The organism is Herbiconiux flava (assembly GCF_013409865.1).
GTDB classification, from domain to species: domain Bacteria; phylum Actinomycetota; class Actinomycetes; order Actinomycetales; family Microbacteriaceae; genus Herbiconiux; species Herbiconiux flava.
Map to the genome: position 1 here is coordinate 897,375 of NZ_JACCBM010000001.1, position 24,103 is coordinate 921,477.

Genomic DNA, 24,103 nt, shown 5'->3' on the forward strand with positions numbered 1-24,103 from the left:
CGTCGCCCGAGAACAGGAGATCCGCCATGACCGCACCCCGCCGCGCCCTCGTGATCATCGACGTGCAGCAGCAGTACTTCGACGGACTGCTCGAGATCCAGTACCCGCCGCACGCCTCGTCGCTGCCGCGGATCGTCGAGGCCATCGACGCGGCGGTGGCGGCCGGCATCCCGGTCGTGGCCGTGCAGCACAGCTCGGGGGCGGGCGCGGCGGTGTTCGACCCCGATTCGGCCGAGTTCGTGCTGCGGCCCGAGGTCGAGAGCCGCGCATCCGGTGACTGGAAGCTGCTCACGAAGGAGTACTCGTCGGTGTTCGCGGGCACCGACCTCACCGGGTGGCTGCGCGAGCGCGACGTCGACACCGTGACCTTCGTCGGCTACATGACGAACAACTGCGTGCTCGCCTCGGCCGTGGAGGCCGAGTACCTCGGCTTCACCATCGAGGTGCTCGCCGACGCGACGGGCGCGATCCACCTCTCCAACAGCGCGGGGTCGGCGGATGCGCGCACGGTGCACGAGACCCTGATGACCCTGCTCGGCTCGAGCTGGGCGCGCATCGCGACGACCGACGCCTGGGCGGCCGCTCTCACTTCCGGCGCCGAACTCCCGGGCAGCGACCTCGGCACCTCGGCCGCGGCCGGCGCCGCTCGCGCGGGCCAGTAGGGGCCCGCGCCGCCTCGCGGTCTCGAGTCAGGCCCGGGGGTCGAGGATGAGCTTGCCGCGGAGGGAGCCCGACGCGAGGGCGCGCTGCGCCGCGGCCGCCTCCGCGAGGGGGTAGACCGCCGCGATCTCCACCTCGAATCGGCCGGCCGCGATGAGGTCGGCCGCCACGCCGTAGGCCTCGCGGCGCCAGGCCTGCTCCTCGTCGGTGAGGGGGTGCGGGCTGCCGCCCATCCAGGCGCGGATGCCGAGGGCGTCGGCCTTGGCTCCGACCACGATGGTGCCGATGTGCGAGCGGTCGGGGACGAGGGCGAACGAGACGTCGAGCGCCTCGTCGGTGCCCGCGGCGTCGAGGACACGGTCGATGCCGTCGGGAGCAGCATCCTGAACCCGTTCGAGGAGGCCCTCGCCGTACTCGACCGCGATCGCGCCGAGCTCGCGGAGGCGGTCGAGGTTGCGGGCGCTCGCCGTGGCGACGGCCGCGGCTCCCCGGTCGCGCGCGAACTGGATGGCCGCCTGGCCGACCGCGCCCGACCCGCCGTGCACGAGGAGGGTCTGACCGGCGTCGACACCGAGGGAGCGCAGCGCCTGGTACGCGGTGCCGACCGGGATGCCGATGCCGGCGGCCTCGTTCCAGCCCACCGCGGCGGGCTTCGCCACGAGCTGCGCGGCGCTGGCCGGCACGTGCGTGCGGTACGCCCCGGCGGCGTCGCGCACGATCACCTCGTCGCCCACGGTCCACGCGCCTGCATCGGCGCCTGCATCGGCGCCGGCGCCGGTCTCGGCGACCGAGACGATCACGCCGGCCGCATCCGACCCCGGCACCCGCGGCGCGGTGATCGGCGGGCTCGGCCGCAGTCCCGATCGCAGCTTCACGTCGATCGGGTTCACGCCGATCGCGCGGGTCTCGACGACGACCCCGCCGTGCGGCGCGACAGGCGTGGGGACGGTCACGAACTCGAGCACCTCGGGGCCGCCGAGCGTGCGGTACTGGATCTGCTGGGCCATGCCGACCATTCTGGACCCGGTGCTCGCGAGCGCCCCTCTGAATGCACCGCCGCATCCGTCACCGCATGCGACGCCGCCGCACCGGGCCCGAGCCTCCGCAGCCCGGGTAGAATCGACCCGAAGGCAGGTGATGGATGGCCACGGGCACCGAGACGGGCAGTCGCGTCGACGACGCGTACGAGTGGCTGCTCGCCGAGATCACGGGGTTCCGGCTGCGGTCGGGCTCGCCGCTGTCCGAGAACCGCCTCGCCAACCAGCTCGGCATCAGCCGCACCCCGGTGCGCGAGGCCCTGCAGCGGCTCGAGAAGGAGGGCCTCGTCAAGCGCACCGACAACGCGCGCTTCACGGTCTCCCAGCTCACCGCCACCGAGGTGAACGATGCCTGCGACCTGCTCGAGGTGCTCGACACCTACATCGCCCGCAAGGCGTCCTCGACGCTCACCGACGAGGGAGCCGCTGCCCTCAAGGGCTACGTCGACGACATGTACCGTGCGGCCGCGAACGACGACCGGGCCTCGTGGGCGCTGGCCGACCAGCTCTTCCACCGCAAGGCGAACGCCCTCGCCGGAAACGTGCTCGTGGCCGAGACGGTGCGCGAGACGCGTCGCCGCATCCAGCGCTTCTGGCTGCGCGCGGCCTCGCTGCAGAGCCGGCTGCTCTCCTGCGCCGAGGAGTACGACGAGCTCTACCAGGCCATCGTCGCCCACGACTACGCGGGCATCGAGCCGGCGGTCAAGAAGCACATCGGTCACATGAGAGAGCGGATGCTCGAGATGATCGCCGCGGCCGCCATCCTCCTCGGCGACGACTGACCGCGGTCGCGCATCCGCTCTGTTCAGTCAACCGCTGTTGACCCAACCGTGGTAGGCAGGACCCGAGGCTGCTTCGGCCCATGAGGTCGGACGGCGAGAGGGCGGTGCCATGACGACGCTGAGGTCGGGACGCATCGCCGCCTGGAACGAGAAGTTCGTCGTCGAGGAGCGCTACCTCCCGGCAGCCACCCGGCGGCAGCTCTACGTCACGGCGGCCGTGCTGATGGTCGTCGGCGCGATCGCGTTCGTCGCCCTGCTCGTCGGCGTGCTGACCCAGAGCGGCTTCGAACGCCTCGACCAGCCCGTCGAGGACTGGTTCGACGCCACGGTTCGCGAGTCGACGACGGCGTTCATGATCGTGCTCGCAGTCGTGTTCGGGCCGGTGGCGCTGCCGATCATCATCCTCGTGGTGCTGATCGGCTGGATCGTCGTCGCCCGGCACCTCTGGCGGCCCTTCCTGCTGGCCATCGGCATGGTCACGGGAGTGGTGCTGGCGCAGGTGATCGCGCCGATCGTGCAGCACCCGAGACCGCCGATCGGTGAGATGCTCTTCGGGCCCGACCGCTCCTTCTCCTTCCCCTCGGGGCATGTGCTGGGCACCTGCGACTTCCTCTTCATCACCGCGTACCTCCTGGCGAGCCGGCTGCAGCGCACCTGGTTCACCGTGGCCGCCTTCTCGGTGGCGGTCGTGGCGATCGCCGCACAGATCGTGAGCCGGCTCTACCTCGGCTACCACTGGATCAGCGACACCACCGCCTCGGTCGCACTCTCCCTCGTCATCCTCGGCGCGATCATCGCCGTCGACACCCACCGCACCGTGCGCATCGCGGGCGAACCCGTCACCGGGCCCGCCTCGCAGCCGCAGCGCGACGGAACCTGACCCGACCCTCCCCGAAAGGACCTCCACCCATGAGCACACGAGCCGGCTCCTCAGCCCGCCGCGCCGCCTCGAGCGCCGGCAACAGCCGGGCCCTGCAGATCCTGGCCCGCGTCGGTTTCGCGGCCAGCGCGCTGGTGCACATCCTGCTCGGCTACCTCGCCATCCGGGTGGCGGTGAACCAGGGCGGCGAGTCGTCCGACCAGTCGGGCGCGATGGCCGAGATCACCAAGCTGCCGGGCGGTGCCATCGTGATCTGGGTGGTCGTCGTCGGGCTGTTCGCGCTCGGCCTCTGGCTGATCGTGCAGGCCGTGCTCGGCATCGGCTCCACCTCGGACAAGCGCTGGGTTCGCAGCCTCATCCCCGCCGGAAAGGCCGTGGCGTACATCGCGCTCGGGGTGACCGCGCTGACGTTCGCGCAGGGCGGCTCGACGAGCAACAGCGACTCGACGCAGCAGGCGAGTGCGAGCATCCTGTCGCTGCCCGGCGGGCCGTTCCTGCTCGGCGTGGTCGGTGCGGGCGCCGCGGCGATCGGTGGATACTTCGTGTTCAAGGGCGTGACGCGCAAGTTCGAGGAGGACCTGCGCATGCCGTCGGGCACGACCGGCAAGGCCGTGCGGGTGCTCGGCGTCGTCGGCTACGTCGCCAAGGGCGTCGCGGTGTTCGTGATGGGCGTCTTGATCGTGGTGGCGGCCGTGACCGTCGACCCGAGCAGCTCGACCGGGCTCGACGGGGCGCTGAAGTCGCTGGCGTCGCTGCCGTTCGGGGTGGTCATCCTCGTGGCGGTGGGCGTGGGGCTGATCGCCTACGGCGTCTACACCTTCGTGCGGGCGCGGTTCGCCCGGCTCTGAGCCACGGCGACGTGCGGGGGGGTGATCGCGTGACAGCGCCGCAGATCGGTTAGGCGCCTCGGCCGTCGAATCCCTCCGGTGCCGAGGCGAGGGCCGCCGCGGCCGCCACGGCGAGAGCGTCGGCCGGCTCGCGCCCGAGCAGCTCGGCCAGGTCAGGACCGGTGCGGGCGAGGAACCCGTGCGCCACCGCGGTGTGGATCGACATCAGCATGGCCGGCTGGAACGGCTTCAGCCCCGCCCCGTCCAGCTGCACGCGCCGCTCGGCCAGCGTGATGTCGCTCAGCGTCGCGCCCAGGCGCTCGGCGACCTCATGCGCCGTGATCGGCCGGCCGACGAGGTCGTAGCTCCGGCCGGCGTGCACCTCGGGTACCGCCGCGACGATGGCGGCGGCCTCCGCGAGGTCGTCGCGCGTCACGGCGGCCAGGGCTCCGTCGCCGAACGCCGACGTCAGCCGCTGCCCCGACCACGGCAGCAACGAGCCGAACAGCTCGGCGTACAGACCATTGCGGAGGATCGTCCACGACGGCGTGCTCCGGCGCAGCCGCCGCTCCGTCCACCGGTGGGCCAGCGCGAAGGCGAGATGGTCGCCGTCACCCGCGAGGCTCGTGTAGACGACGTGGGTCACTCCGTCGCGCTCGGCGGCGGCGATCACCGCCTCGTGCCGGGCGATCACCACGTCGTCCTCCGCCTCGCCGGCCGAGACGAGCAGGAGGGTGTCGACGCCGGTCAGCGTCAGGCCGGCCGGGTCGTCGAAGTCCAGGATGCGCGTGCCGCCCGCGCCGCTGCGGCTGCTCCCGATCGCCGGGGCGCCGCGGCCCGAGAGCTGCGAGAGGATCGCGCGGCCGAGCTGGCCGGTGCTGCCGGTGACGAGGATCATGGTCATGCCTTCCGTGGTTCTCTTCGGTAACTAGGCTGATCGTGTCCCAGCCGCCCGGCACCCCACAAGAAGGCACTCTCATGTCACTCACGCACACGGAGGTAACCGCCGAGCTCGAGCCGTGCGGCGCCGAGGGCCACCCCGACTGCGGCATCCGCGACGTGCTCGACCGCATCGGTGACACCTGGTCGGTGCTCGTCGTCGTCGAGCTGGCCTCGGGCCCCCGCCGCTTCAGCGAGCTGCAGCGCGCCATCGACGGTGTCTCCCAGCGGATGCTCACCCTCACCCTGCGCCGCCTCGAACGCGACGGTCTGCTCTCCCGCTCGGTGCACCCGAGCATCCCGCCGCAGGTGACGTACACGCTCACCGGCCCGGGCCGCAGCCTCACCCACCTCGTCAAGGCGCTCGCGGACTGGTCGCTCGCCCACCGCCCCCTCATCGCGGACGCCCGCGCCGCCTACGACGCCGCGCACCCCGCCCACACCATCCGCTGACCCCTCACCCGCCCCGTCCCACCCCGCCCCGCCCCGCTCCCACCCCGCCCACTTCGCTCGGTCGCGGCAAAGTGTCGCGTTTGGCGCTGAGTCGCGGCAGAACGCCGCCGTTCGCCGCGACTCACCGCCGCCGAGCGCGGGGCGCGACCGACGCGAGCTGCAACAGCAGCGGTCGCGGCGCGCTCAAGTCGCTCGCCGTCACGCGCAGCACTCGCCACCCGAGGTGCTCCAGCTCGCGCGTGCGGCCGATGTCACGACGCCACTGCTGCGCTTGCACCCGGTGGTGGTCGCCCTCGTACTCGATCGCGAGCCGCCGTTCGGGGTAGGCGAGGTCGACCCGCGCGACGAACCGCCCCCGGGCATCCCGCACCTCGTGCTGCAGCTGAGGCGTCGCGAAGCCGGCCTCGACCAGCAGCACCCTGAGGCGCGACTCCTGCGGCGACTCGGCCGGTCCATCCGCGAGTTCGAGGGCGCGCCGCAGCAGTGGCCGCCCCCGCCGCCCCGGCCAGGCGGCCAACGCGTCATCGAGCTCTGAGGGGCCGGCCATCGGCGCGGCCGACACTCGACCGTCCGAGGGCGAATGGATGCGCATCCCCAAGCTCGCGTCGGCCACCCGTGAGGCAGACTCCCAGTCGTCGTCGAAGGGCGAGCGGATGCTCATCCCCTGCATCGCGTCGGCGGGCGGGGCAGACTCCCAGTCGTCGTCGAAGGGCGAGCGGATGCCCGCCCCCAGGATCGCGTCGGCCACCGCCACGAGGTCCCGCAGCTCGAACTGTCCCGACCCCCCGAGGTCGCACAGCGTGGGGGGAGGGCTCGTCACCCGCAGCCCGTTCGCGTGCACGACCTCGGACGGCCCGAGCCGCTGCTGGTGCCCCGACACCCCGGCCGCTTCGAGAGCGCGCCGGGGCCGGGTGACGTGCAGAGTCGTGGCGGGCAGCAGCGCCGCGGGCACCGGCAATCCGTGCAGCAGCGCCGCCGTGACGTGGCTGAAGGCCGCGTCGGACGGCATGATCTGGGCGTACGCACGACACAGCGCCTCGAGCCCGGTCGGCACGACGCGTGCCCGCACCCCGTGGAACGGTCGCGCCAATCCGGGATTGCGCAGCCGCCCGACCGAGACCCCGGAGGCCCGCGCCCGCGCGACGGAGAACTCGGGCCCGAGTGACGCATCCTGACTCATGGGCGACATGCTCGCATCCGCTCGCCCGCTCAGGGCGTTATCCCCAGCCCACCTCGGTGGGTCGCGGCAGAGCGCTGCGTTTTGCCGCGACTCAGCCCGAAACGCGACCCTTTGGCGCGACTCATCGGGCCGCGGCGAGGGTTGGGCGGGAGAGCAGGGGCGCGGCGGGCTACTGCGGCTCGGTGACGAAGTCGATCAGCTGCTCGACGCGGCCGAGCAGCACCGGCTCGAGGTCGGTGTACGTCGACACCTGCGACAGGATGCGCTTCCAGGCCCGCGCGATGTCGGCCTGCGAGTCGTGCGGCCAGCCGAAGGCCTCGCAGATGCCGTGCTTCCACTCGATCGACCGCGGCACCGTCGGCCACGCGCGGATGCCCATCGCCTTCGGCGTCACCGACTGCCAGATGTCGACGAACGGGTGCCCGACCACCAGCACGTGCGCCCCGAACGGCCCGCGCTGCACGGCCTGGGCGATGCGGCTCTCCTTCGACCCGTCCACGAGGTGGTCGACCAGCACGCCGACCCGCCGCTCGCGGTTGGGGGCGAACTCGCGCACGATCGCGTCGAGGTCGTCGACGCCCTCGAGGTACTCCACCACGACGCCCTCGCCGCGCAGGTCGTCGCCCCAGACCTTCTCGACGAGTTCGGCGTCGTGCCGTCCCTCGACGTAGATGCGGCTCGGCCGGGCCACCCGCGCGCGCTCCTCCGGTCCGGCGATGCTCCCCGAGGCGGTGCGCTTCGGGGCGGATGCGCGGCTCGCCACCACCGGATGCACCAGCTCGATCGCCCGCCCCTCGAGCAGGAACCCGGCGCCGAGGGGGAAGACGCGGCGCTTGCCGTGCCGGTCCTCGAGCTCGACCGTGCGGCCCTCGACCCGGGTGACGCTGCCGCAGAAGTCGGTGGCGACCTCCTCCACGACGAGGTCGAACTCGGCCGGCACCGTGGGCAGCACCACGGGCTTCGCGCGGCGCTTGTAGTCGGCGAGAACGTCGGATCCGTAGCGGTCGTAGTCGGGCACCGCCCAAGGCTACGTGCCCGCCTGGCCGCCGCCACGCATCCGCTCAGCGCGCCGCCGGTCTGAGCGTGCCGTCGTCTGAGCGCGCCGCCGGTCTCAGCGGGCTTCGCGCTCGCGCAGCGCCACGGCGACCTCGTCGAGGAAGTCGTCGACCTGATCCTGGTCGTACCCCGCACGGAACTTCGTCTGATCGAAGCGCGAGCGAACCACCTCGTCGGCGGTCACGATCCCACCCGACGCGGCGCGCCCCTCCTCGTAGGCGACCAGCGTCTGCTGCACCCGCGCGAGCAGCGAATCGACCTGGTCGATCTCGTACCCCTCACGCCATTTGGTACCCACGAACGTCTTCTCCTGCACATCCTGCGACTTCATGCGATCCCTCCCCAAGGCCTCGATCCTCCCACGCGGGGCGCTGCAGGAGCGCCCTAGACTGGCGGCGATCGGCGCGAGCGACCGCCTGTCAGAGAGGCCCGCATGTGCGACATTCCGCGTTCCGACGAGACCCCGCAGTCCACCGAGACCCCGCAGTCCACCGAGCAGATCGCCGGTTCGACCGAGATCGTCGCGATCGGCGAGGCCCTGGTCGACGTCGTCGCGCGCCCGGGCGCCGATCCGGTCGAGCATCCGGGCGGCTCGCCGATGAACATCGCCTTCGGGCTGGCCCGCCTGGGGCGTCCGGTGACACTCGTCACCGAGATCGGCACGGATGCCCGGGGTGCCGCCATCGCGGAGCACCTGCGCTCCGCCGGGGTGTCGCTCGCGCCCGGGTCGATCCGCGAGGAGCCGACGTCCTCGGCGACGGCCCACCTCGGTGTGGATGGCTCCGCCTCCTACACGTTCGACCTCCGCTGGTCCCTCCCCGCCGGCCTCACGGCCGCCGACCCCGCGCTGGCCTCCGCGGGCATCGTGCACGCCGGCTCGATCGCGGCCTTCCTCGAGCCCGGCGGCTCGGAGGTGGCTGCGCTGCTCGCCGCGCTCGCCGCGGGCGAGACGCCGCCGCTGGTCACGTTCGACCCGAACATCCGCCCCTCGATCGTGTCCGACCACGCGGCGGTGCTCGCCCGCTTCGAGGAGCTCGCGGCGCTCGCCGCCGTGCTGAAGCTCAGCGACGAGGACGCCTCCTGGCTCTACCCGGGTGCCGACGCCGACGAGGCGGCCGACCGCATCCTGGCGCTCGGTCCGGGGCTCGTGGCGGTCACCCGAGGCGGCGACGGCGCGCTGCTCGCGGCGGCCGAGCACCGGCGCGCGGTCGCGGGCATCGCGGTCGAGGTCGCCGACACCATCGGCGCCGGTGACTCCTTCATGAGCGCGCTGATCGACCGCCTGGCGAGCCTCGTCGACGAGGGCGTCCCCCTCGACTCGCTCCGGGACGGCCACGCCTTCGACTCGGGCCGCCTCGGCCTCCTCGGCGACTTCGCGGTGCGCTGCGCCGCCATCACGGTCTCCCGCCCCGGCGCGAACCCCCCGACCCGCGCCGACATCGCCGACTGACCCGACCCGCGCCGACATCGCCGACTGACCCGACCCGCGCCGACATCGCCGACTGACCCCGCCGCCGCACGCGCCACTGCCCGGCGGGCGGCAACGCCATGCCGCCGTGCGAACGGCTCAGGTGCGCGCCAGCGCCCGACCCATGATCGCCGAGGTGAGCGCCGCGACCGCGTCGGCCGGCGCCGAGGGGTTCGAGAGCAGCGTGAAGTCCACCTCGCCGAGGTCGGGCAGCGAGAACCGGTTGCTCACTTTCACGAGATCGTCGGGGATGAGGGTGTGCGGGTGCGCGGCGACCCCGAGCCCGGCACGCACGGCGGCGAGCATCCCGTTCACCTCGCGGGTGTTGCAGGTGATGCGCCAGGTGCGGCCCGCCGCCTCGAGCGCCTCGATCGCGAGGCGGCGGCTGATCGACGGCGTCTGGTACGTGATCAGCGGCACGGGCTCGCCCGGCTCGATCAGGGTGCGCTCCTCCGCGAGCCAGACGAGGGTGTCCCGGCGCACGATCGTTCCCGTCTCCGGGATGAGGTCGTCGCGCGCATCCGGGATCTTCTTGATGAAGATCAGGTCGAGGTGCCCCGACTTCAGCCGCCGGTACAGCGGCAGGCTCTGGTTCACGGTGAGCTCGAGGTTCACCTGGGGGTGCAGCTGCCGGAAATGCCTCAGGATGCGCGGCAGCTGCGTCGCGGCCAGGTCGTCGGCGGCGCCGAACCGCAGGCGCCCCCGCATCGCGGAGCCCGAGAAGTAGCTCGTGGCCGCCGCTTCGGCCGCGAGGATCGTGCGGGCGAACCCCGCCATCGCGTCGCCGTTGTCGGTGAGCGAGACCCCGTGGGTGTCGCGCGAGAGCAGGATGCGCCCGGCCGCCGTCTCGAGCCGGCGCACCTGCTGGCTCACCGTCGGCTGGCTGAGCCCCAACTGCTCGGCCGCACGGGTGAAGCTGCGGGTCTCGGCGACGGCGAGGAAGGTGGCGAGCAGGGCGGGGTCGAACACGGGGCTCCTGACGACGGCTATTCGAAGAACCAATGGCAGTCATAGCGCTGATCGGCTCGATCAATGACTCTGCCGAGCGTACCGTCGAAGAAGACCCACGACCACAGGAATCTTCATACGTGACTTCGACGCTCGCTTCACCCGCTCCCGCCACCGAACCCATCACCGTCCTCAGCGCCCCGCCGCCCTGGCGCCACACGCTCCTCTCGCTGAGCGTGCGCAACTACCGCATCTTCGCCGGCACCTCGCTGGTCGCCCTCACAGCGCTCTGGATGCAGCGCATCGCTCAGGACTGGCTCGTGCTGCAGCTCTCGGGCAGCGTCGTGACAGTCGGCATCACGACGGCGCTGCAGTTCGCGCCGATGCTCGTGCTCGGTCTCTTCGGGGGGCTGATCGTCGACCGCTACCCCAAGCGGGTGCTGCTGATGATCACGCAGAGCGCCTCGGTGCTGACCAGTGCGGCGCTCGCGATCCTCGCGCTCACGGGCTGGATCGAGGTGTGGCACGTCTACGTCGTCGCCGTGGTGCTCGGGCTGATCACGGTCGTCGACAACCCGGCGCGCCAGGTGTTCACGAACGAGCTCGTCGGTCCGTCGATGCTGCGGAACGCGATCAGCCTCAACTCCTCGACGTTCCAGATCGGGGCGCTGATCGGCCCGGCGCTCAGCGGGGCGCTGCTCGTCGCAGTCGGCGCGGGCTGGTCGTTCGCGATCAACGCGCTGGCCTGCGCGCTCGTGGTCGTGGCCCTCACCCGGATGAACCCGGCCGAGCTGCACCGCGCCCCGCGCTCGCCGCGGGCCAGGGGGCAGCTGCGCGAGGGGGTGCGCTACGCGATCGGGAAGCCGGCCATCCTGTACACGCTCGTGCTGCTGGCCGTGATCGCCGTGTTCGCCCAGAACCTGCCGGTGCTGCTCGCCGCGTACGCCGACGACGTCTTCGCCACCGGGGCGGGCGGCTACGGGCTGTTCAACTCGCTGGTGGCGGTGGGGGCGCTGACGGGAGCGCTGCTGTCGACGCGGCGGCGGGCGGTGCAGCTGCGCACGGTCGTCGTCGCGGCGATCGGGTACAGCGTCGTGCAGGCGCTCTGCGGGCTTATGCCCGGTCAGCTGCCGTTCTCGATCGCGCTGGTGCTGCTCGGATTCGGCTGGCTGCTGTTCATCACGGCGGCGAACTCGCTGGTGCAGATGTCCACGAACATGGGCGTGCGCGGCCGGGTGATGGCGCTGTACATGCTCGTGCTGCTTGGCGGCCAGGCCGTGGGCGGGCCGCTGATGGGCGCCTTCGTCGAGCACGTCGGCCCGCAGCTCGGCATGCTCGTCTCGGGCGGGGTGCCGGCGCTCGTGGCGCTCGCGGTCGCGGCGCTGCTCTGGCGTCGCGGCCTTCTCGCGCCCGCCGCCTGACCCGTCGGCTCGATCCCCGGCCAGGCTCGACGCCGGGCCGGCTCGCCGCCGGGCCGGGCCCGCTCCCGGGCCGGACCCGCTCCCCGGTCAGGGGGCGAGCGTTCGCGCCAGACGGGCGCCGGCCTCGGTGAGCCAGCGCAGGGGGTCGGCGAGCGAGGCGGCGGGGCTGCCCGCGAGCTCGGGGTCGACGAGGGCAGCGGATGCGGCGAAGCCCGCAGGCTCCGCGTCGATCAGACCGGCCACGAGAGCGGGGCGGGCACCGGCCGCCGCGGCGAGATCCCGCACGTGGGTGGGCACCTTGCCGGCCTCCGACTGCCCGTCGAAGCGGCCCTCGCCCGTGATCACGACGTCGGCGCCCGCGATCGCGTCGGCCAGCCCCAGCTCGCGGGCGACGGCCGCGGCGCCGGGCTCGAGGGTCGCGCCCCACACGAGCAGCCCGAACCCGGCGCCGCCCGCGGCCCCGCTCCCGGGGACATCCGCCGCCCCGGCGTGGGTGCCTGCCGCTGAGTCGCGCCGATCGGTCGCACTCTGCCGCGACTCAGCGTCCACAGCGACAGTTTGCCGCGACTCGGCGGCCACGGCGACGGATTGCCGCGAGTGAGCGGCGGTGAGGGCGGGTGCGAGGAGCGCGGGGGCGAGGAGCGCCGCGTAGCGCGCGAGGGAGGCCTCGACCGCGGGGGAGGCGGCGGGGGTGAGGCCCTTCTGGGGGCCGAAGACCGCGACGGCGCCGGCGGGGCCGAGGAGCGGCGAGGTGACGTCGGTGAGCACGACCGCGCCGCCGGGCGGGAGCGGGCGCAGGCCCGAGAGGTCGGCCCGGGAGAGCGACGCGAGACCGCGGGCGCCGGCGGGGATCGGGGTGCCGGCGGCATCCGTCAGCCGGGCGCCGAGTGCGGTGAGCAGCCCGCTGCCGCCGTCGGTGGAGGCGCTGCCGCCGATCGCGAGCACCAGACGGTCGACCCCGGCGTCGAGGGCGGCCGCGATGGCCTCGCCGAAGCCGCGGGTGTGGGCGTCGAGGGGGCGGAGGGTCGTGAGCAGCTCGATCCCACTCGTGCCCGCGAGTTCGACGATGCCGGTGCGGGTGCCGTCGGACGCCGTGACGAGCAGCCAGTGCGCCGCCACCGGGGCGTCGGCGGGGCCGAGCACGGTGACGGGCATCCGCTGGGCTGTCGGGTGCGCGATCGCCAGGGCGTCGAGCGTGCCCTCGCCGCCGTCGGCCATCGGGCGCAGCACCAGGTCGTCGCCCGGGCGCACCGAGCGCCAGCCCGCGGCGAGGGCCGAGGCGACCGCGACCGCGCTCGCCGACCCCTTGAAGGAGTCCGGGGCGATCACGACCCGCAGGGTGCCCCCGCCCGAGACGAGGTGCGGATGCGCGTCGCCCTCCCCGGCCGACAGCACGCCACCTGCCCCGCCGGCCTCGATGGGGTGCGGATGCGCGACACCCTCCGGGGCCGGCGCCATGTGACCTGCCCCGCCGGCATCGACGAGGTGCGGATGCGCGTCGCCCTGACGGGCCGGCACCACGTCACCCGCCGACCCGTCGGGCCCCGACCTCATCAGGCGTCGGCGCCGGTCGCGGCCTCGGCGGCCGTCACGGGCTTCGCCGGCTTGCGCGCGGTGTTCGTGGTCGAGGTGGCGGGCTTCGAGGCTGCCGCCGAAGCGCCCGAGCCCGAGGCGCCAGCACCCGAGGCGCCAGAGCCCGAGGAGCCGGCACTCGAGGCGCCAGCACCAGCACCCGCGGCACCCGACCGCGCCTTGACCGCCCGCGCCCGCTCGGGCGCCGCCGAAGCCGCCGCCGCCACAGCCGGCGACACCGCCCGCGGCGCCAGCCGCTCGAGCTGCGTCACGTGCGACGGGTTCAGCTCCTCGAGCGAGTTCACGCCCAGCAGTCGCATGGTGCGCGAGATCTGCTCGCCGAGGATGCCGATCATCCGGTCGACGCCCTCGCGCCCACCGGCCATCAGCCCGTAGAGGTAGGCCCGCCCCACGAGCGTGAACCGCGCACCGAGCGCCACCGACGCCACGATGTCGGCGCCCGACATGATGCCCGTGTCCAGGTGCACCTCGTACTCCGAGCCGAACTCGCGGGCGACGTCGGGCAGCAGGTGGAACGGGATCGGCGCCCGGTCGAGCTGCCGCCCGCCGTGGTTCGACAGCGTGATGGCGTCGACGCCGAGCTCGGCCAGGCGCTGCGCGTCGCCCATCGACTGCACGCCCTTGACGACGATCTTGCCCGGCCACTGCTCCTTGATCCACTCGAGGTCCTCGAAGGTGACCGTCGGGTCGAACATGGTGTCGAGCAGCTCGCCGACCGTGCCCGACCAGCGGTCGAGCGAGGCGAACGAGAGCGGCTCGGTGGTGAGGAAGTTGATCCACCACTCGGGGCGGGGCAGCGCGTTGATCACGGTGCCGGGCGTCAGCTGCGGAGGGATCGAGAAGCCGTTCCGCTTGTCCCGCAGCCGCGCGCCGGCCACGGGAACGTCGACCGTGACGAGCAGGGTGTCGAAGCCCGCGGCGGCGGCGCGCTCGACGAGCGCCATCGACCGCGGCCGGTCCTTCCACATGTAGAGCTGGAACCAGTTGCGCCCGGTCGGGTTCGCCTTCTTCACGTCCTCGATGGCCGTGGTGCCCATGGTCGACAGCGAGAACGGGATGCCCGCCGCCCCGGCCGCGCCGGCCCCCGCGATCTCGCCCTCGGTCTGCATCATGCGCGTGAACCCGGTGGGCGCGATGCCGAACGGCAGCGACACGGGCGCGCCGAGCACGTCCCACCCGGTCGACACCGTCGACACGTCGCGCAGGATCGCGGGGTTGAACTGGATGTCCTGGAAGGCCTGACGCGCCCGCTGCAGGCTGATCTCCGCCTCGGCCGCGCCCTCGGTGTAGTCGAAGGCGGCCTTCGGCGTGCGGCGCTTCGCGATGGTGCGCAGGTCGTCGATGGTGAGCGCGGCGTTCAGCCGGCGGCGCTTGGCCTGCAGGTCGGGCGCCTTGAACTGCATGAGCGGCGCGAGGTCGCGGACTTTGGGGATGCGGCGCTGGACCATGGGTTTCGCTTTCCTTCGTTCTCGGTGGGCCGGTGTCAGTGGGCCGCGTCAGTGGTCGTGGATGCTCGAGACGTTCGTCTCGGCGTGATAGGTCTCGATGTGGTTCCGGATGCGCGTCCGCGCCCCCTCGGCGTCACCCTCGTCGATGGCGCCGACGATGGCGCGGTGCTCCCGGGCCAGCCGCTGCTGCGTCGCCGCCCAGTCGGGCAGCACCGAGGCGCCGACGCGGATGTACTGCTCGATCGAGTCGCGGAGCCCCGACATCATCGCGGCGATCACCGCGTTGCCCGAGGCGGCGGCGAGGGCGAGGTGGAAGGCCTGGTCGAGGGTGAGGAACTCGTTGCGGCCCATCGGCGCTCCGTCGGCTCCCTCCAGCTCCATCGCGTCGAGCAGCTCGCGCGCCTCCGTGAGGGCCGCCCGGCCGGCGCTCAGCTCGGTGACCACGGCCGACTCCAGCACCACACGGGTCGCCACGACGTCGGGCACGGCGAAGCCCTGCGCGGCTACCTGCAGCCGCACCAGCGCGCTCATGCCGCCGGTCGGCCGGGCGATGATGACGGCGCCCGACTGCGGCCCCGACCCCGCCCGGGTGCTGATCAGCCCGAGCACCTCCAGCACCCGGATGGCCTCGCGCACGCTCGAACGCCCGACTCCGAGCTCCGCGGCGAGGGCCCGTTCGGCCGGCAGGTGGTCGCCCGGCTTCAGGATGCCCGCCACGAGGTCGCCCTCGATCCGACGCAGCACGACCTCCCACGCCCGCCCGCTGTCGGCGGCGGGAGTGACCTCGGCGACGGCGCTCACGCTGTCCTCCTCGACGGCTCGTGTGGTCAGACCATGTGGTCAGACCACACGGTACCAGATGGCGGCGGACCTGTCAGCCCGTGCGGCCAGCCCGCGTTCTCGACTCGCGCCGTCAGCCCGCGCTGTCGGCCGAACCCGCCGAGCCGAGGAGCGCCCGCAGCCGCTCGTCGACCGCCGTCGCGAGCACCCGCTGCCCCGCGGCCGTCGGATGCGTGTCGTCGAACTGCATCAGGTCGAACCGGCCGGCGAGCGGCTCGCCGACGTCGACCCAGCTCGCGCCCTCCGCCTCGGCGGCCGAGTGCACCGCGTCGTTGATCTCGGCGAGCTCGGGTGGCGGCTCCTGGTCGCCCCAGATCGCGCCGAGGCCGACCAGCGCCGTGCCGGGGAAGGCCCGGTGCAGTGCCGTGAACGCCTTCGTCGCGGCGTGCTCGACCTTCCCGGGGTCCCGGCCGAGGTCGTTGCTGCTGGCGGACACGACGATCAGGGCGGGCGCATCCGGGTCGTCGGGGGCGTCGGCGATCGCCTGCGTCACCTGCTCGGCGAAGGTGTGGCCGTCGTCGCCCGGCTGCACGAAGCCCGCCCCGTCCTCGGCGAGGTTCGTGACCTGCCAGCTGTTCGCCCGGGCGAGCACGTCGGGCCAGGCCTGCTCGGCGTCGAGGCCGTTGCCCGACATGATCGAGTCGCCGATCGTGACGATCTCCTGTCGCGCGCCGGGCTGCGGGGCGCCGGCGCCGGAGTCGATGGTCCACGGGCCACCGGGTGCGACACCGGCCGCCCCGAAACCGCTCGTGCCCGTGGCGGGGGCCGAGCATCCGGCCAGCAGCATCGCCGAGGTGAGCGCCCCGGCGAGGGCGAGGCGACGGATGCGCGGCCGGCCGCTCGCCCGTCGGCCGCCCCGACCCCGCTGCACCCGCACAGCCCGAAGTCTCGACCCCGGGCCTGGGAACCGGCGCGGAATCACCCGGGAGCGGACCGCGCAGCACCGGCGGCCGCTCGCGCCGATCCGGGTCAGCACCGCTCCGGGTCAGCACCGCTTCGGGTCAGCAGCGTTTGAGGGCCTGCACCTCCGCGCTGAGCGAGACCGTGCCGCCGACGAGGGTGACGTGCTCGGTGTCGAAGCCGTCGAGGGCGGCCAGCACGTCGTTCGGCACGCACGAGGGCGGCACGACGTACAGCGGGGCGCCGAAGCGGGCGGCGACAGGGCCGCCGGCCAGGGCATCCGCGAACCCGGAGCCGCTCGCCAGCAGCACGCGTGCGGTCGGCGCCGTGAAGTAGGCCGCGTTGATCGCCGAGCTCGTGGCGTAGCGGTCGCCGCCGGCCAGGCGGGTGACGCGCTGCATCGTGGGCACCTGGTAGAGCTGGCCCTCGATCTCGGAGGAGACGGTGAGCAGGCCGCCGACGATCGCGGCGTCGGTCGTGCCGAGCTTCGTCAGGAGCGACGCGGTGGCGCCGTCGAGGCCGGCCGGCCCGTTCACGAGCACCACCGGCATCGCCGATCCGGCACCCGCCGCCCCGGCCGAGAGGGCGTCGGGGAAGTTCGCGCCCGTGGCCAGGAACACCGAGGGCGCGGAGGGGAAGGCGCTGGCGACGATGGCCCGGCCCGTGGCGTAGCGGTCGGCGCCGGCCAACCGGGTGACGGGCGCGATCTTCTTCGCCGCGTCGGCGACGGCGGCCGAGACGCTGTTCAGGCCTCCGACGATGACGATCTTCGCGGGATCGAGCCGCTGGAGCTCGGTGCGCACGGCGGCGGGCAGTGCCGTCGGGGTGGTGAGCAGCAGGGGGCCGCCCTGCTTCGCCGCGGCGGGGCCGGCGGCGAGGGCATCCGGGTAGGTGGTGCCGGTGGCCAGGTAGACGACGGGTGCGCCCGACGGGAAGGCGGCCTTGGACAGCGCGATGGCGGTGCCGTAGCGGTCGGCGCCCGAGAGGCGGTCGCGGGTGGTGACGCCCGACAGGTCGACGGCGCCGAGGCTGATCGAGACCGTCGCCGACGAGGAGGTGAGCGACTTCACCGACACCGTGAAGCCGCCGAGATCCGTCGTCAGGCTGTCGCCAGTCGCCAGGAAGCGATGCCGTTCGGAATCGCTCGCCGCCGTGTCGAGGAGCGCGGCCGACGACTCGTCGAAGCGCTGCGTGCCGTCGAAGTCCTCGTACGGATCGAGCCGCAGCCGGAGCACGCGCACCCCGGGGCCGTAGTCGGGGTAGTACGCCCCGACGGTGCTGTAGAAGGCCTGGGCGTCGCGGCCGTTCGCGACCGAGGTGCCCGTGCCCGAGCGGTACTCGAGGTAGTAGCGGCCGCCCGTCCTGGGGTCGGTGACGACGACGCCCCGGGTGCCGGAGGTCGCCGACGCGGCGGCGAGGGTCGCGGTGACGGTCGCCGTCGACTGGCCGCTCGGCAGGGTCACCGTCTGCAGCCCCTTCCCCGGGGCGAGCACCCCGAGGTGCACGCGATGGGTGACGTTCAGCGCGGCCAGGGCCTCGGTCGTCGCGAGTGCGGCTCCCGATCCGTCGACCAGGCGGAAGCCGCCGGACATCACGTCGTAGTAATCGCCGTACACCGCGTCGTAGCAGGGCGGGGACGTCTCGAGCACTCCCGGGTAGCCGTAACAGCTGACGTCGTTCGAGTGGCCGAGCGAGATGTTGTGGCCGAACTCGTGCGCCATGACCTGGTTCTCGTCCACGCCCGGGTCGACCACCGCCCAGATCTCGCCGCCCTCGCCGACCCCGTTGCCGACCGTGCCGTAGCCCGTGCCCGCACCGCAGGCCTTGCTGGCGATCACGACGAGGTGGGTCGGCGTCGACCGGCTCCCGTCCCAGTACGACTGCTCGGAGGAGCCGAACGCCGAGGCGGCCGTCGACCAGGCCGCGGAGCTGTCGCAGCCGTTCTGGGTGATGCGCTTGTATCCGCCGGTGGCGCCGAGCGAGGCGACCTGGCCGCCCGACTGCTGCACCCAGAAGGCGCCGAGGTTGCTCACGATGCGGTTCACGACGGAGTCGGGGAAGACGCCGGACGAGCTCTCGCCGGGCTGGGTGACGACGGCGACGTTCAGCACGTGCGCCTTGGGGGAGGCCGCCACCTGGGCCTTGGCGGCCAGCGGTGTCCACTCGGCGATCGCCGGTGCCGGAGCGCCGTCGCGGGTGGCCGCCACGACCTCGCCGAGCAGCTCGGGGGAGGGCGCGGTGCCGGCGGAGTCGAGCTCGTCGCGCGCCGGCTCCGAGAGCTGCTCGGCGAGGGCGTCGGGCAGCACCAGCTCGACCTGCACCCGGTCGCCGGTGCTCGTGCCCGTGGGAGCGTCGGGCAGCGGCACCGCGACGCCGCCGTCGGTGAGGATCGCGTAGTCGAAGCCCGTCGGCGCCGGCGGCGGGACCGCCGCGGGGTCGTCGGTGACGAACGGCGGCGCCTCCTTCGGCACCACCCGCACGAGGCCCTCGACGGTGACCGAGACCGATCCGTCCGGCAGGGCGGGCGCCGCGGCGGCGGGGCCGACGACCGTGGTCGCGGCGAGGGAGGCACCGAGCACGAGGGCCGTGCCGAGGGCGAGCGAGCGGAGCGACGTTCTCATGGGCGGTCTCCCGGAGGGACGGGTGCGCGGCACGGCCTCGCGGCGACGGCGCAGCGGGCTGACCCGCATCCTATGGCCCGCCCGCCCGATGGCGCCAGACCGGCCGCCTCGCGGAATCCGCTCAGATCTCGGTGAGCATCTGCTCGAATCGCACGGCGGCGGCCAGTGAGGGGGTGAAGGCGCCGGCCGCGACCGTCAGGCGAGGCGGGCGAGCTCCTCGTCGCCGAGCTCGAGGCGGAACGACTGCACGAGGGCCGGCAGCTGCTCGACCGTGCGGGCGCTCGCGATCGGCGCCGCGACCGTCGGCTGCTGACGCAGCCAGGCGAGCGCCACGGCCGCGACCGGCACGGAGCGCTCGGCCGCGATGGCGTCGAGGGTGCCGAGCAGCTCGACGTTGTGGGGGTCGTCGAGATACGCGGATGCTCCGCCGGCCCGTGCCGAGTCGACGACCTGGCCCGGCCGGTACTTGCCGGTGAGGAACCCGCTCGCGAGGCCCGAGTAGGGCAGCTCGACGATGCCGAGGTTCTGGAGGGTTCCCTGCAGCGCCGTCTCGAAGGAGCGGTCGACGAGGTTGTACTGGTCCTGCGCGACCGTGAAGGCGGTGAGCCCGGCCTCGTTCGCGATCGACACGGCCGAGCGCAGGCGATCGGCCGAGAAGTTCGAGGCACCGGCTTCGACGATCTTGCCGGCCTGCACGAGCTCGTCGAAGACGGCGACGTACTCCGCCTGCTCCACCGACTCGTCGTCACGGTGGGCGTAGTAGAGGTCGATGCGGTCGGTCTGCAGGCGGCGCAGGGAGTCGTCGACGGCGGCGCGCACGTTGGCGGCCGAGAGACCCGGGCGCTCGGCGAGCGAGAACACCTTCGTGGCGATGACGACGTCGTCGCGCCGGCCGCGGCTCGCGAACCACTCGCCGATCACCGTCTCGGACTCGCCGCCCGAGTTGCCGGGAACCCAGGCGGAGTAGACGTCGGCGGTGTCGACGGAGCGTCCGCCGGCATCGACGAAGGCGTCGAGCACCGCGAAGGACTCCTCGCGACTCGACGTCCAGCCGAAGGTGTTGCCGCCGAGCACGAGGGGGCCGAAGTCGAGCGAGGTCATGGTGTCCTTTCGAGGGTGAGCAGTCCCTCCACGCTACGCCCGGGGCCCTCCCCTGGTTCGGGGCTACCGCTCAGGGTGCGGCGTCGGGCAGGGTGGCTGCATGAGCTATGACGACGCCCGCACCTCCCACCTCCGCCTGAGCCACGCCGACCGCGACGCCGCGATCGCCGCGCTCGCCCGCGCCGAGGCGGAGGGCCGCCTGACCGCCGACGAACTCGCCGAGCGCACCGCCGCCGCGGGCCGGGCGGTCGTGCGCGGCGACCTCGCCCCGCTCTTCACCGATCTCCCCGACACCGACGCCGGCCCCCTCGCCGACCCGGCCGCCCCGGCCGCACCCTCCGCTTCCGCTCCCGGTGTCGATTCCGCGCCCGCCGGGCCGCCGGCGAACCCCGCCTTCGCCCAGGCGCCCGGCTACGGCGGCCCGGGCTACGGCGCACCCGGCTACGGCGGCCCGGGTTACGGCGCCGGCTACGATTACTCCGGTCGCAGCACCGGTCCCGCTCCCCTCGGCGGCGCGGCCGGCGTCGTGGCCGTGAGCGTCACGCCGCTGATCGCGCTCGGCCTGTTCCTGGCCTGCGGCTTCCTCATCCCGGGCGGCTTCGCCTGGTCGTGGGTCTTCTGGCTCTTCGTGCCGATCGTCGGCATCGTCGTCTGGGGCCCGGCCGGCCGCGGCCACGACCACCGCTAGCCTCGGGAGCACCGCCCGCCGGAGTGTCGCCCACGCGCATCCGCTACCCTCGCCGCATGCCCCTCGCGACGATCGGTCTCATCCCGCACCCGAGCAAGGACGTCACGCGCTCGATCGGCCTGCTGCGGGAGTGGGACGCCGCGCATCCGGCCACGCTGATCGCCCTCGAGAGCGACGCCGGCCGGGTCGGAGACGGCATCGAGCTGGTGACCGAGGCGGCGTTCCTCGACCGCGCCGAGGCGGTGGTCGCCCTGGGCGGCGACGGCACGATGCTCGGCGCGATGCGGCTGGTGGCGGGCCACGAGCCGGCCATCCCGGTGCTCGGCGTCAACTACGGCAACCTCGGTTTCCTCGTCGAGGTCGAGCCGGCCGAGCTGCCCGAGGCGCTCGATCGGCTGGCAGCCGACGACTTCCAGCTCGAGGGCCACCACGCGCTCGAGGTCGTGGTGCGGGGTGCCGACGGGTCGACGCGCGCCGAGTCGCTCGCCTTCAACGACGTGGCGGTGGCCCGGATGCCCGGGGCCGGCGTCGTGACGGCCGACCTCCGCGTCGACGGCCGGCCCTACGGGTACTACCGGGGCGACGCCGTGGTGGTCGCGACCAGTGCCGGCTCCACCGCCTACAACTACGCGGCCGGTGGGCCCGTGATGTCGCCGTCGCTCGTGGCGGCGGTGATCAGCCCGGTGGCTCCGATGACCGGCATCGACCGCGCCCTGGTGCTGAGCGCACGCGAGCCGATGGAGTTCGAGCTGGGCGACGGCACCCGCGGAGCCGCGGTGGAGATCGACGGGAGGGTGGCGGCCGAGGTGTCGGCGAAGGATCTGGTGCAGGTTCGGCTGCGGGCCGACGCGGCCACGGTCATCCGTTTCGACGCCGAGCGGCACGCGAGCCGCGGGCGGGTGAAGCTGAGCCTGCTCGACCTGCCCCTCAGACAGGACCAGCTGCTGCAGCTCGTGCCCGAGGCCGTGCGCGCCGAAGCGGCCCGCCGCCGCCGCTAGGCGGTCAGAACGGCGCGATCAGAAGGGCCGAGGAGTCAGTCCTCGACCCCCGCCACGACCAGGATCGGCAGGTGGTCGGACTCGCCCTGCGGCAGCGTGTCGATCGAGTCGATGCGGGTGTGGGCCGAGGTCACGAAGTCGAAGTGCCCCTTGAAGTACTTGTACCGCGCGTAGGTGGGCTTGTCGCTGAAGGAGAGCAGGTAGCCCGACTCCTCCATGCGCTCGCTCAGGTTGCTGCGGAACCAGGGGTAGTTGTAGTCGCCCACCATGACGGTCGGCAGACCCGGCCCCATCACCCGCAGCGCGCCGTGCGCGGCCGCGATCTGCTTGCGTCGCAGGGAGTTCGTCGCCGTCAGTGGCGCCGCGTGGAACGAGCCCACGAGGATCTCCTTGCCGAGCGAGTGGTCGTAGAGCTTCGCCGCGAGCAGCCGCTCGTGCGCCGGCGCCATCACGCGGTCGTGCATCGACTTGCGCAGCGCGAAGACTCGGGTGGCGCGCAGCTCGAAGCGCTCGGCGCGGAAGTAGATCGCGAGACCGAGCCGGTTCGTCTTGGTCGAGTCGGCCAGCACGAGGTGCTCGATCACCGGGGGCATGTCCTCGGTGTCGCACTCCTGCAGGCAGAGGATGTCGACGTCGTAGAGCTTCGAGAGGTCGATCAGCTCTCCGCTCGCGTGGTGCTTGCGGAGGTTGTAACTGATGATGTTCAGTTCACGTCGCATGGTCGTCGGGCACGCACCTTCTGTCGCCTCAGCCGATCGGATCGGCGAACGGGTCGCCCGGCTGTGGTCACGATTCTGTCACGGCCGGACGACCTCTAGCCTGAGCGCCGCCCCCGAGCGGGCTCGTAGCGCACCGGGCGGAAGGTGCGTGCCACCAGGGACCGCAGCGCCTCGAGCGAGGAGTCCCCGGCGACCAGGCCCTGGGCGCGCGCCTGCACGAGCACGTTGCCGATCGCGGTCGCCTCGACCGGCCCGGCGAGCACCGGCCGCCCGGTGCGGTCGGCGGTCAGCTGGCAGAGCAGGGTGTTCTGCGACCCCCCGCCCACCACGTGGATGGCCGAGACCGTGCGCCCTGACAGGGCGGTGGCCGCCTCGATCGACTGCGCGTACGCGGCGGCGAGGCTCTCCAGGATGCTGCGCACGAACTCCGCCCGGGACTGCGGTGAGGGCATCCCCCGTGAGCCGAACCAGTCGGCGATCCGTGCGGGCATGTCGCCCGGCGCCACGAACACGGCGTCGCCCGCTTCGAACACGGGCACCTCCGTCGTGACCGCCGCGGCCTCGGCGATCAGCGTCGGCAGGTCGATCGGCACCCCGTCGCGCTCCCAGGTGCGCACCGACTCCGACAGCAGCCACAGCCCCGAGACGTTCTGCAGGTAGCGGATGCGCCCGTCCACCCCGCCCTCGTTGGTGAAACCGGCGAGGCGCCCCTCCTCCGAGACGACCGGATGCTCGAGCTCCACCCCCACGAGCGACCACGTCCCGCTGGAGATGTACGCGATGTCCTCGGCCGTCGACGGCACGGCCACCACCGCCGACGCGGTGTCGTGCGAACCGACCGCGCTCACCGGGAGCGACGCCGGAGCGCCGAGCTCGGCGGCGACCGCGGGCAGCAGCGTGCCGACGGTGGCACCGGGCGACACGAGGGGCGGCAGGATGCCCGCCGGCAGCCCGAGGCGCTCCACGAGTTCCGCGTCCCACGCTCCCGAGTGCACGTCGAGCAGCCCGGTCGTCGACGCGTTCGTGACCTCGGCCCGCCGCTGCCCCGTGAGCCAGAAGTTCACCAGGTCGGGCACGAGCAGCATCCCGTCGGCGAGCTCCAGGGTTCCGGATGCGCGGTCGGCGGCCAGCTGGTACAGCGTGTTGAAGGCGAGGAACTGCAGGCCGTTCGCGGCGTACAGCTCGGCGGGGGAGACGAGGGCATGGGTGGCCTCGACACCGCCGGCCGTGCGGTCGTCGCGGTAGTGGTACGGGGTGCCGAGCATCCGCTCACCTCGCAGCAGCGCGTAGTCGACCGCCCACGAGTCGACCGCGATGCTGCGGATGTCGGGCTCCTCGCGCACCGCCGACGCGAGGCCGGCGATGACGCTGCGGTAGAGCTCGAGGATGTTCCAGTGCAGACCGTCGATCACCCGCACGGGGGTGTTCGGGAAGCGCGCGACGGGCACGAGCCGCAACTCGTCGTGCCCGACGTAGCCGAGCATCACCCGCCCGCTGGTCGCCCCGAGGTCGACCGCGGCCACCGCTGCCGTCATGCCCGGAGC

At 73.3% G+C, this 24,103-nt stretch carries 23 protein-coding genes; 9 read left to right on the plus strand and 14 right to left on the minus strand.

Going from position 1 to position 24,103, the window contains the following annotated elements:
- Nucleotides 1–26: 26 nt before the first annotated feature.
- Complete coding sequence (locus BJ984_RS04250) at nt 27–662, plus strand: isochorismatase family protein (RefSeq protein ID WP_179546969.1); 636 nt, start codon at nt 27–29, stop codon at nt 660–662.
- 27 nt (nt 663–689) lie between these two features.
- Here the strand turns inward: BJ984_RS04250 and BJ984_RS04255 are convergent, their stop codons facing one another.
- Nucleotides 690–1,667 (minus strand): NADP-dependent oxidoreductase, encoded by a 978-nt coding sequence (locus BJ984_RS04255; protein ID WP_179546970.1) that lies wholly within the window; start codon nt 1,665–1,667, stop codon nt 690–692.
- A 134-nt stretch (nt 1,668–1,801) separates the two neighbouring features.
- On the opposite strand from BJ984_RS04255, the gene BJ984_RS04260 reads away from it, so the two are divergent.
- From BJ984_RS04260 to BJ984_RS04270, 3 genes are all read left to right on the plus strand, one after another.
- A complete protein-coding gene (locus BJ984_RS04260; protein WP_173182021.1) occupies nt 1,802–2,479 on the plus strand; it encodes a GntR family transcriptional regulator in 678 nt (225 codons plus the stop codon).
- A 109-nt stretch (nt 2,480–2,588) separates the two neighbouring features.
- Complete coding sequence (locus BJ984_RS04265) at nt 2,589–3,359, plus strand: phosphatase PAP2 family protein (protein WP_179546971.1); 771 nt, start codon at nt 2,589–2,591, stop codon at nt 3,357–3,359.
- A 29-nt stretch (nt 3,360–3,388) separates the two neighbouring features.
- Entirely contained in the window at nt 3,389–4,207 is an 819-nt protein-coding gene (locus BJ984_RS04270) for a DUF1206 domain-containing protein (RefSeq protein WP_179546972.1), read from the plus strand.
- Nucleotides 4,208–4,256: 49 nt separating this feature from the next.
- Here BJ984_RS04270 and BJ984_RS04275 read toward each other — a convergent pair whose 3' ends face one another.
- On the minus strand, nt 4,257–5,090 hold the full coding sequence (locus BJ984_RS04275; RefSeq protein WP_246306429.1) for a Rossmann-fold NAD(P)-binding domain-containing protein: 834 nt from the start codon (nt 5,088–5,090) through the stop codon (nt 4,257–4,259).
- Between the two features lie 74 nt (nt 5,091–5,164).
- Here BJ984_RS04275 and BJ984_RS04280 point away from each other — a divergent pair, with 74 nt between their 5' ends.
- On the plus strand, nt 5,165–5,578 hold the full coding sequence (locus tag BJ984_RS04280; RefSeq protein ID WP_179546973.1) for a winged helix-turn-helix transcriptional regulator: 414 nt from the start codon (nt 5,165–5,167) through the stop codon (nt 5,576–5,578).
- 121 nt (nt 5,579–5,699) lie between these two features.
- On the opposite strand, the gene BJ984_RS04285 is transcribed toward BJ984_RS04280, so the two are convergent.
- The 3 genes from BJ984_RS04285 to BJ984_RS19040 form a co-directional block, all read right to left on the minus strand.
- On the minus strand, nt 5,700–6,767 hold the full coding sequence (locus tag BJ984_RS04285) for an endonuclease domain-containing protein (RefSeq protein ID WP_179546974.1): 1,068 nt from the start codon (nt 6,765–6,767) through the stop codon (nt 5,700–5,702).
- 160 nt (nt 6,768–6,927) lie between these two features.
- A complete protein-coding gene (locus BJ984_RS04290) occupies nt 6,928–7,776 on the minus strand; it encodes a DUF3097 domain-containing protein (protein ID WP_179546975.1) in 849 nt (282 codons plus the stop codon).
- A 93-nt stretch (nt 7,777–7,869) separates the two neighbouring features.
- Complete coding sequence (locus BJ984_RS19040) at nt 7,870–8,145, minus strand: DivIVA domain-containing protein (protein WP_179546976.1); 276 nt, start codon at nt 8,143–8,145, stop codon at nt 7,870–7,872.
- Nucleotides 8,146–8,247: 102 nt separating this feature from the next.
- Between BJ984_RS19040 and BJ984_RS04300 the strand changes: the two genes are divergently transcribed.
- Nucleotides 8,248–9,264 carry a carbohydrate kinase family protein gene (locus BJ984_RS04300; protein ID WP_179546977.1) on the plus strand — a complete coding sequence of 339 codons (1,017 nt, stop codon included), beginning with the start codon at nt 8,248–8,250 and terminating at the stop codon, nt 9,262–9,264.
- A gap of 117 nt (nt 9,265–9,381) precedes the next feature.
- Here BJ984_RS04300 and BJ984_RS04305 read toward each other — a convergent pair whose 3' ends face one another.
- On the minus strand, nt 9,382–10,251 hold the full coding sequence (locus tag BJ984_RS04305) for a LysR substrate-binding domain-containing protein (protein ID WP_173182867.1): 870 nt from the start codon (nt 10,249–10,251) through the stop codon (nt 9,382–9,384).
- 119 nt (nt 10,252–10,370) lie between these two features.
- On the opposite strand from BJ984_RS04305, the gene BJ984_RS04310 reads away from it, so the two are divergent.
- Nucleotides 10,371–11,651, plus strand: coding sequence for an MFS transporter (locus BJ984_RS04310; RefSeq protein ID WP_271206392.1), 1,281 nt, complete (start codon nt 10,371–10,373; stop codon nt 11,649–11,651).
- Nucleotides 11,652–11,738: 87 nt separating this feature from the next.
- Here the strand turns inward: BJ984_RS04310 and BJ984_RS04315 are convergent, their stop codons facing one another.
- From BJ984_RS04315 to BJ984_RS04340, 6 genes are all read right to left on the minus strand, one after another.
- Entirely contained in the window at nt 11,739–12,989 is a 1,251-nt protein-coding gene (locus BJ984_RS04315) for a glycerate kinase (protein ID WP_246306571.1), read from the minus strand.
- Between the two features lie 215 nt (nt 12,990–13,204).
- On the minus strand, nt 13,205–14,692 hold the full coding sequence (locus BJ984_RS04320; RefSeq protein WP_179546979.1) for an alpha-hydroxy acid oxidase: 1,488 nt from the start codon (nt 14,690–14,692) through the stop codon (nt 13,205–13,207).
- A 48-nt stretch (nt 14,693–14,740) separates the two neighbouring features.
- The gene (locus tag BJ984_RS04325; RefSeq protein ID WP_271206393.1) at nt 14,741–15,493 is read right to left on the minus strand and encodes a FadR/GntR family transcriptional regulator; all 753 of its coding nucleotides are present in this window, start codon (nt 15,491–15,493) and stop codon (nt 14,741–14,743) included.
- 112 nt (nt 15,494–15,605) lie between these two features.
- The gene (locus BJ984_RS04330; protein ID WP_179546980.1) at nt 15,606–16,403 is read right to left on the minus strand and encodes a GDSL-type esterase/lipase family protein; all 798 of its coding nucleotides are present in this window, start codon (nt 16,401–16,403) and stop codon (nt 15,606–15,608) included.
- A gap of 130 nt (nt 16,404–16,533) precedes the next feature.
- Complete coding sequence (locus BJ984_RS04335) at nt 16,534–19,053, minus strand: cell wall-binding repeat-containing protein (RefSeq protein WP_179546981.1); 2,520 nt, start codon at nt 19,051–19,053, stop codon at nt 16,534–16,536.
- A 195-nt stretch (nt 19,054–19,248) separates the two neighbouring features.
- Nucleotides 19,249–20,154 (minus strand): aldo/keto reductase, encoded by a 906-nt coding sequence (locus BJ984_RS04340; protein ID WP_179546982.1) that lies wholly within the window; start codon nt 20,152–20,154, stop codon nt 19,249–19,251.
- A 100-nt stretch (nt 20,155–20,254) separates the two neighbouring features.
- Between BJ984_RS04340 and BJ984_RS04345 the strand changes: the two genes are divergently transcribed.
- Both BJ984_RS04345 and BJ984_RS04350 read left to right on the plus strand, forming a co-directional pair.
- Nucleotides 20,255–20,842: a DUF1707 SHOCT-like domain-containing protein gene (locus tag BJ984_RS04345; protein WP_179546983.1), complete on the plus strand. Its 588-nt coding sequence runs from the start codon at nt 20,255–20,257 to the stop codon at nt 20,840–20,842.
- A 56-nt stretch (nt 20,843–20,898) separates the two neighbouring features.
- Complete coding sequence (locus BJ984_RS04350; RefSeq protein WP_179546984.1) at nt 20,899–21,840, plus strand: NAD(+)/NADH kinase; 942 nt, start codon at nt 20,899–20,901, stop codon at nt 21,838–21,840.
- Nucleotides 21,841–21,875: 35 nt separating this feature from the next.
- Here the strand turns inward: BJ984_RS04350 and BJ984_RS04355 are convergent, their stop codons facing one another.
- The gene (locus BJ984_RS04355; RefSeq protein ID WP_246306430.1) at nt 21,876–22,559 is read right to left on the minus strand and encodes an endonuclease/exonuclease/phosphatase family protein; all 684 of its coding nucleotides are present in this window, start codon (nt 22,557–22,559) and stop codon (nt 21,876–21,878) included.
- A 95-nt stretch (nt 22,560–22,654) separates the two neighbouring features.
- On the minus strand, nt 22,655–24,094 hold the full coding sequence (locus BJ984_RS04360) for a rhamnulokinase (protein WP_179546985.1): 1,440 nt from the start codon (nt 24,092–24,094) through the stop codon (nt 22,655–22,657).
- Nucleotides 24,095–24,103 lie beyond the last annotated feature (9 nt).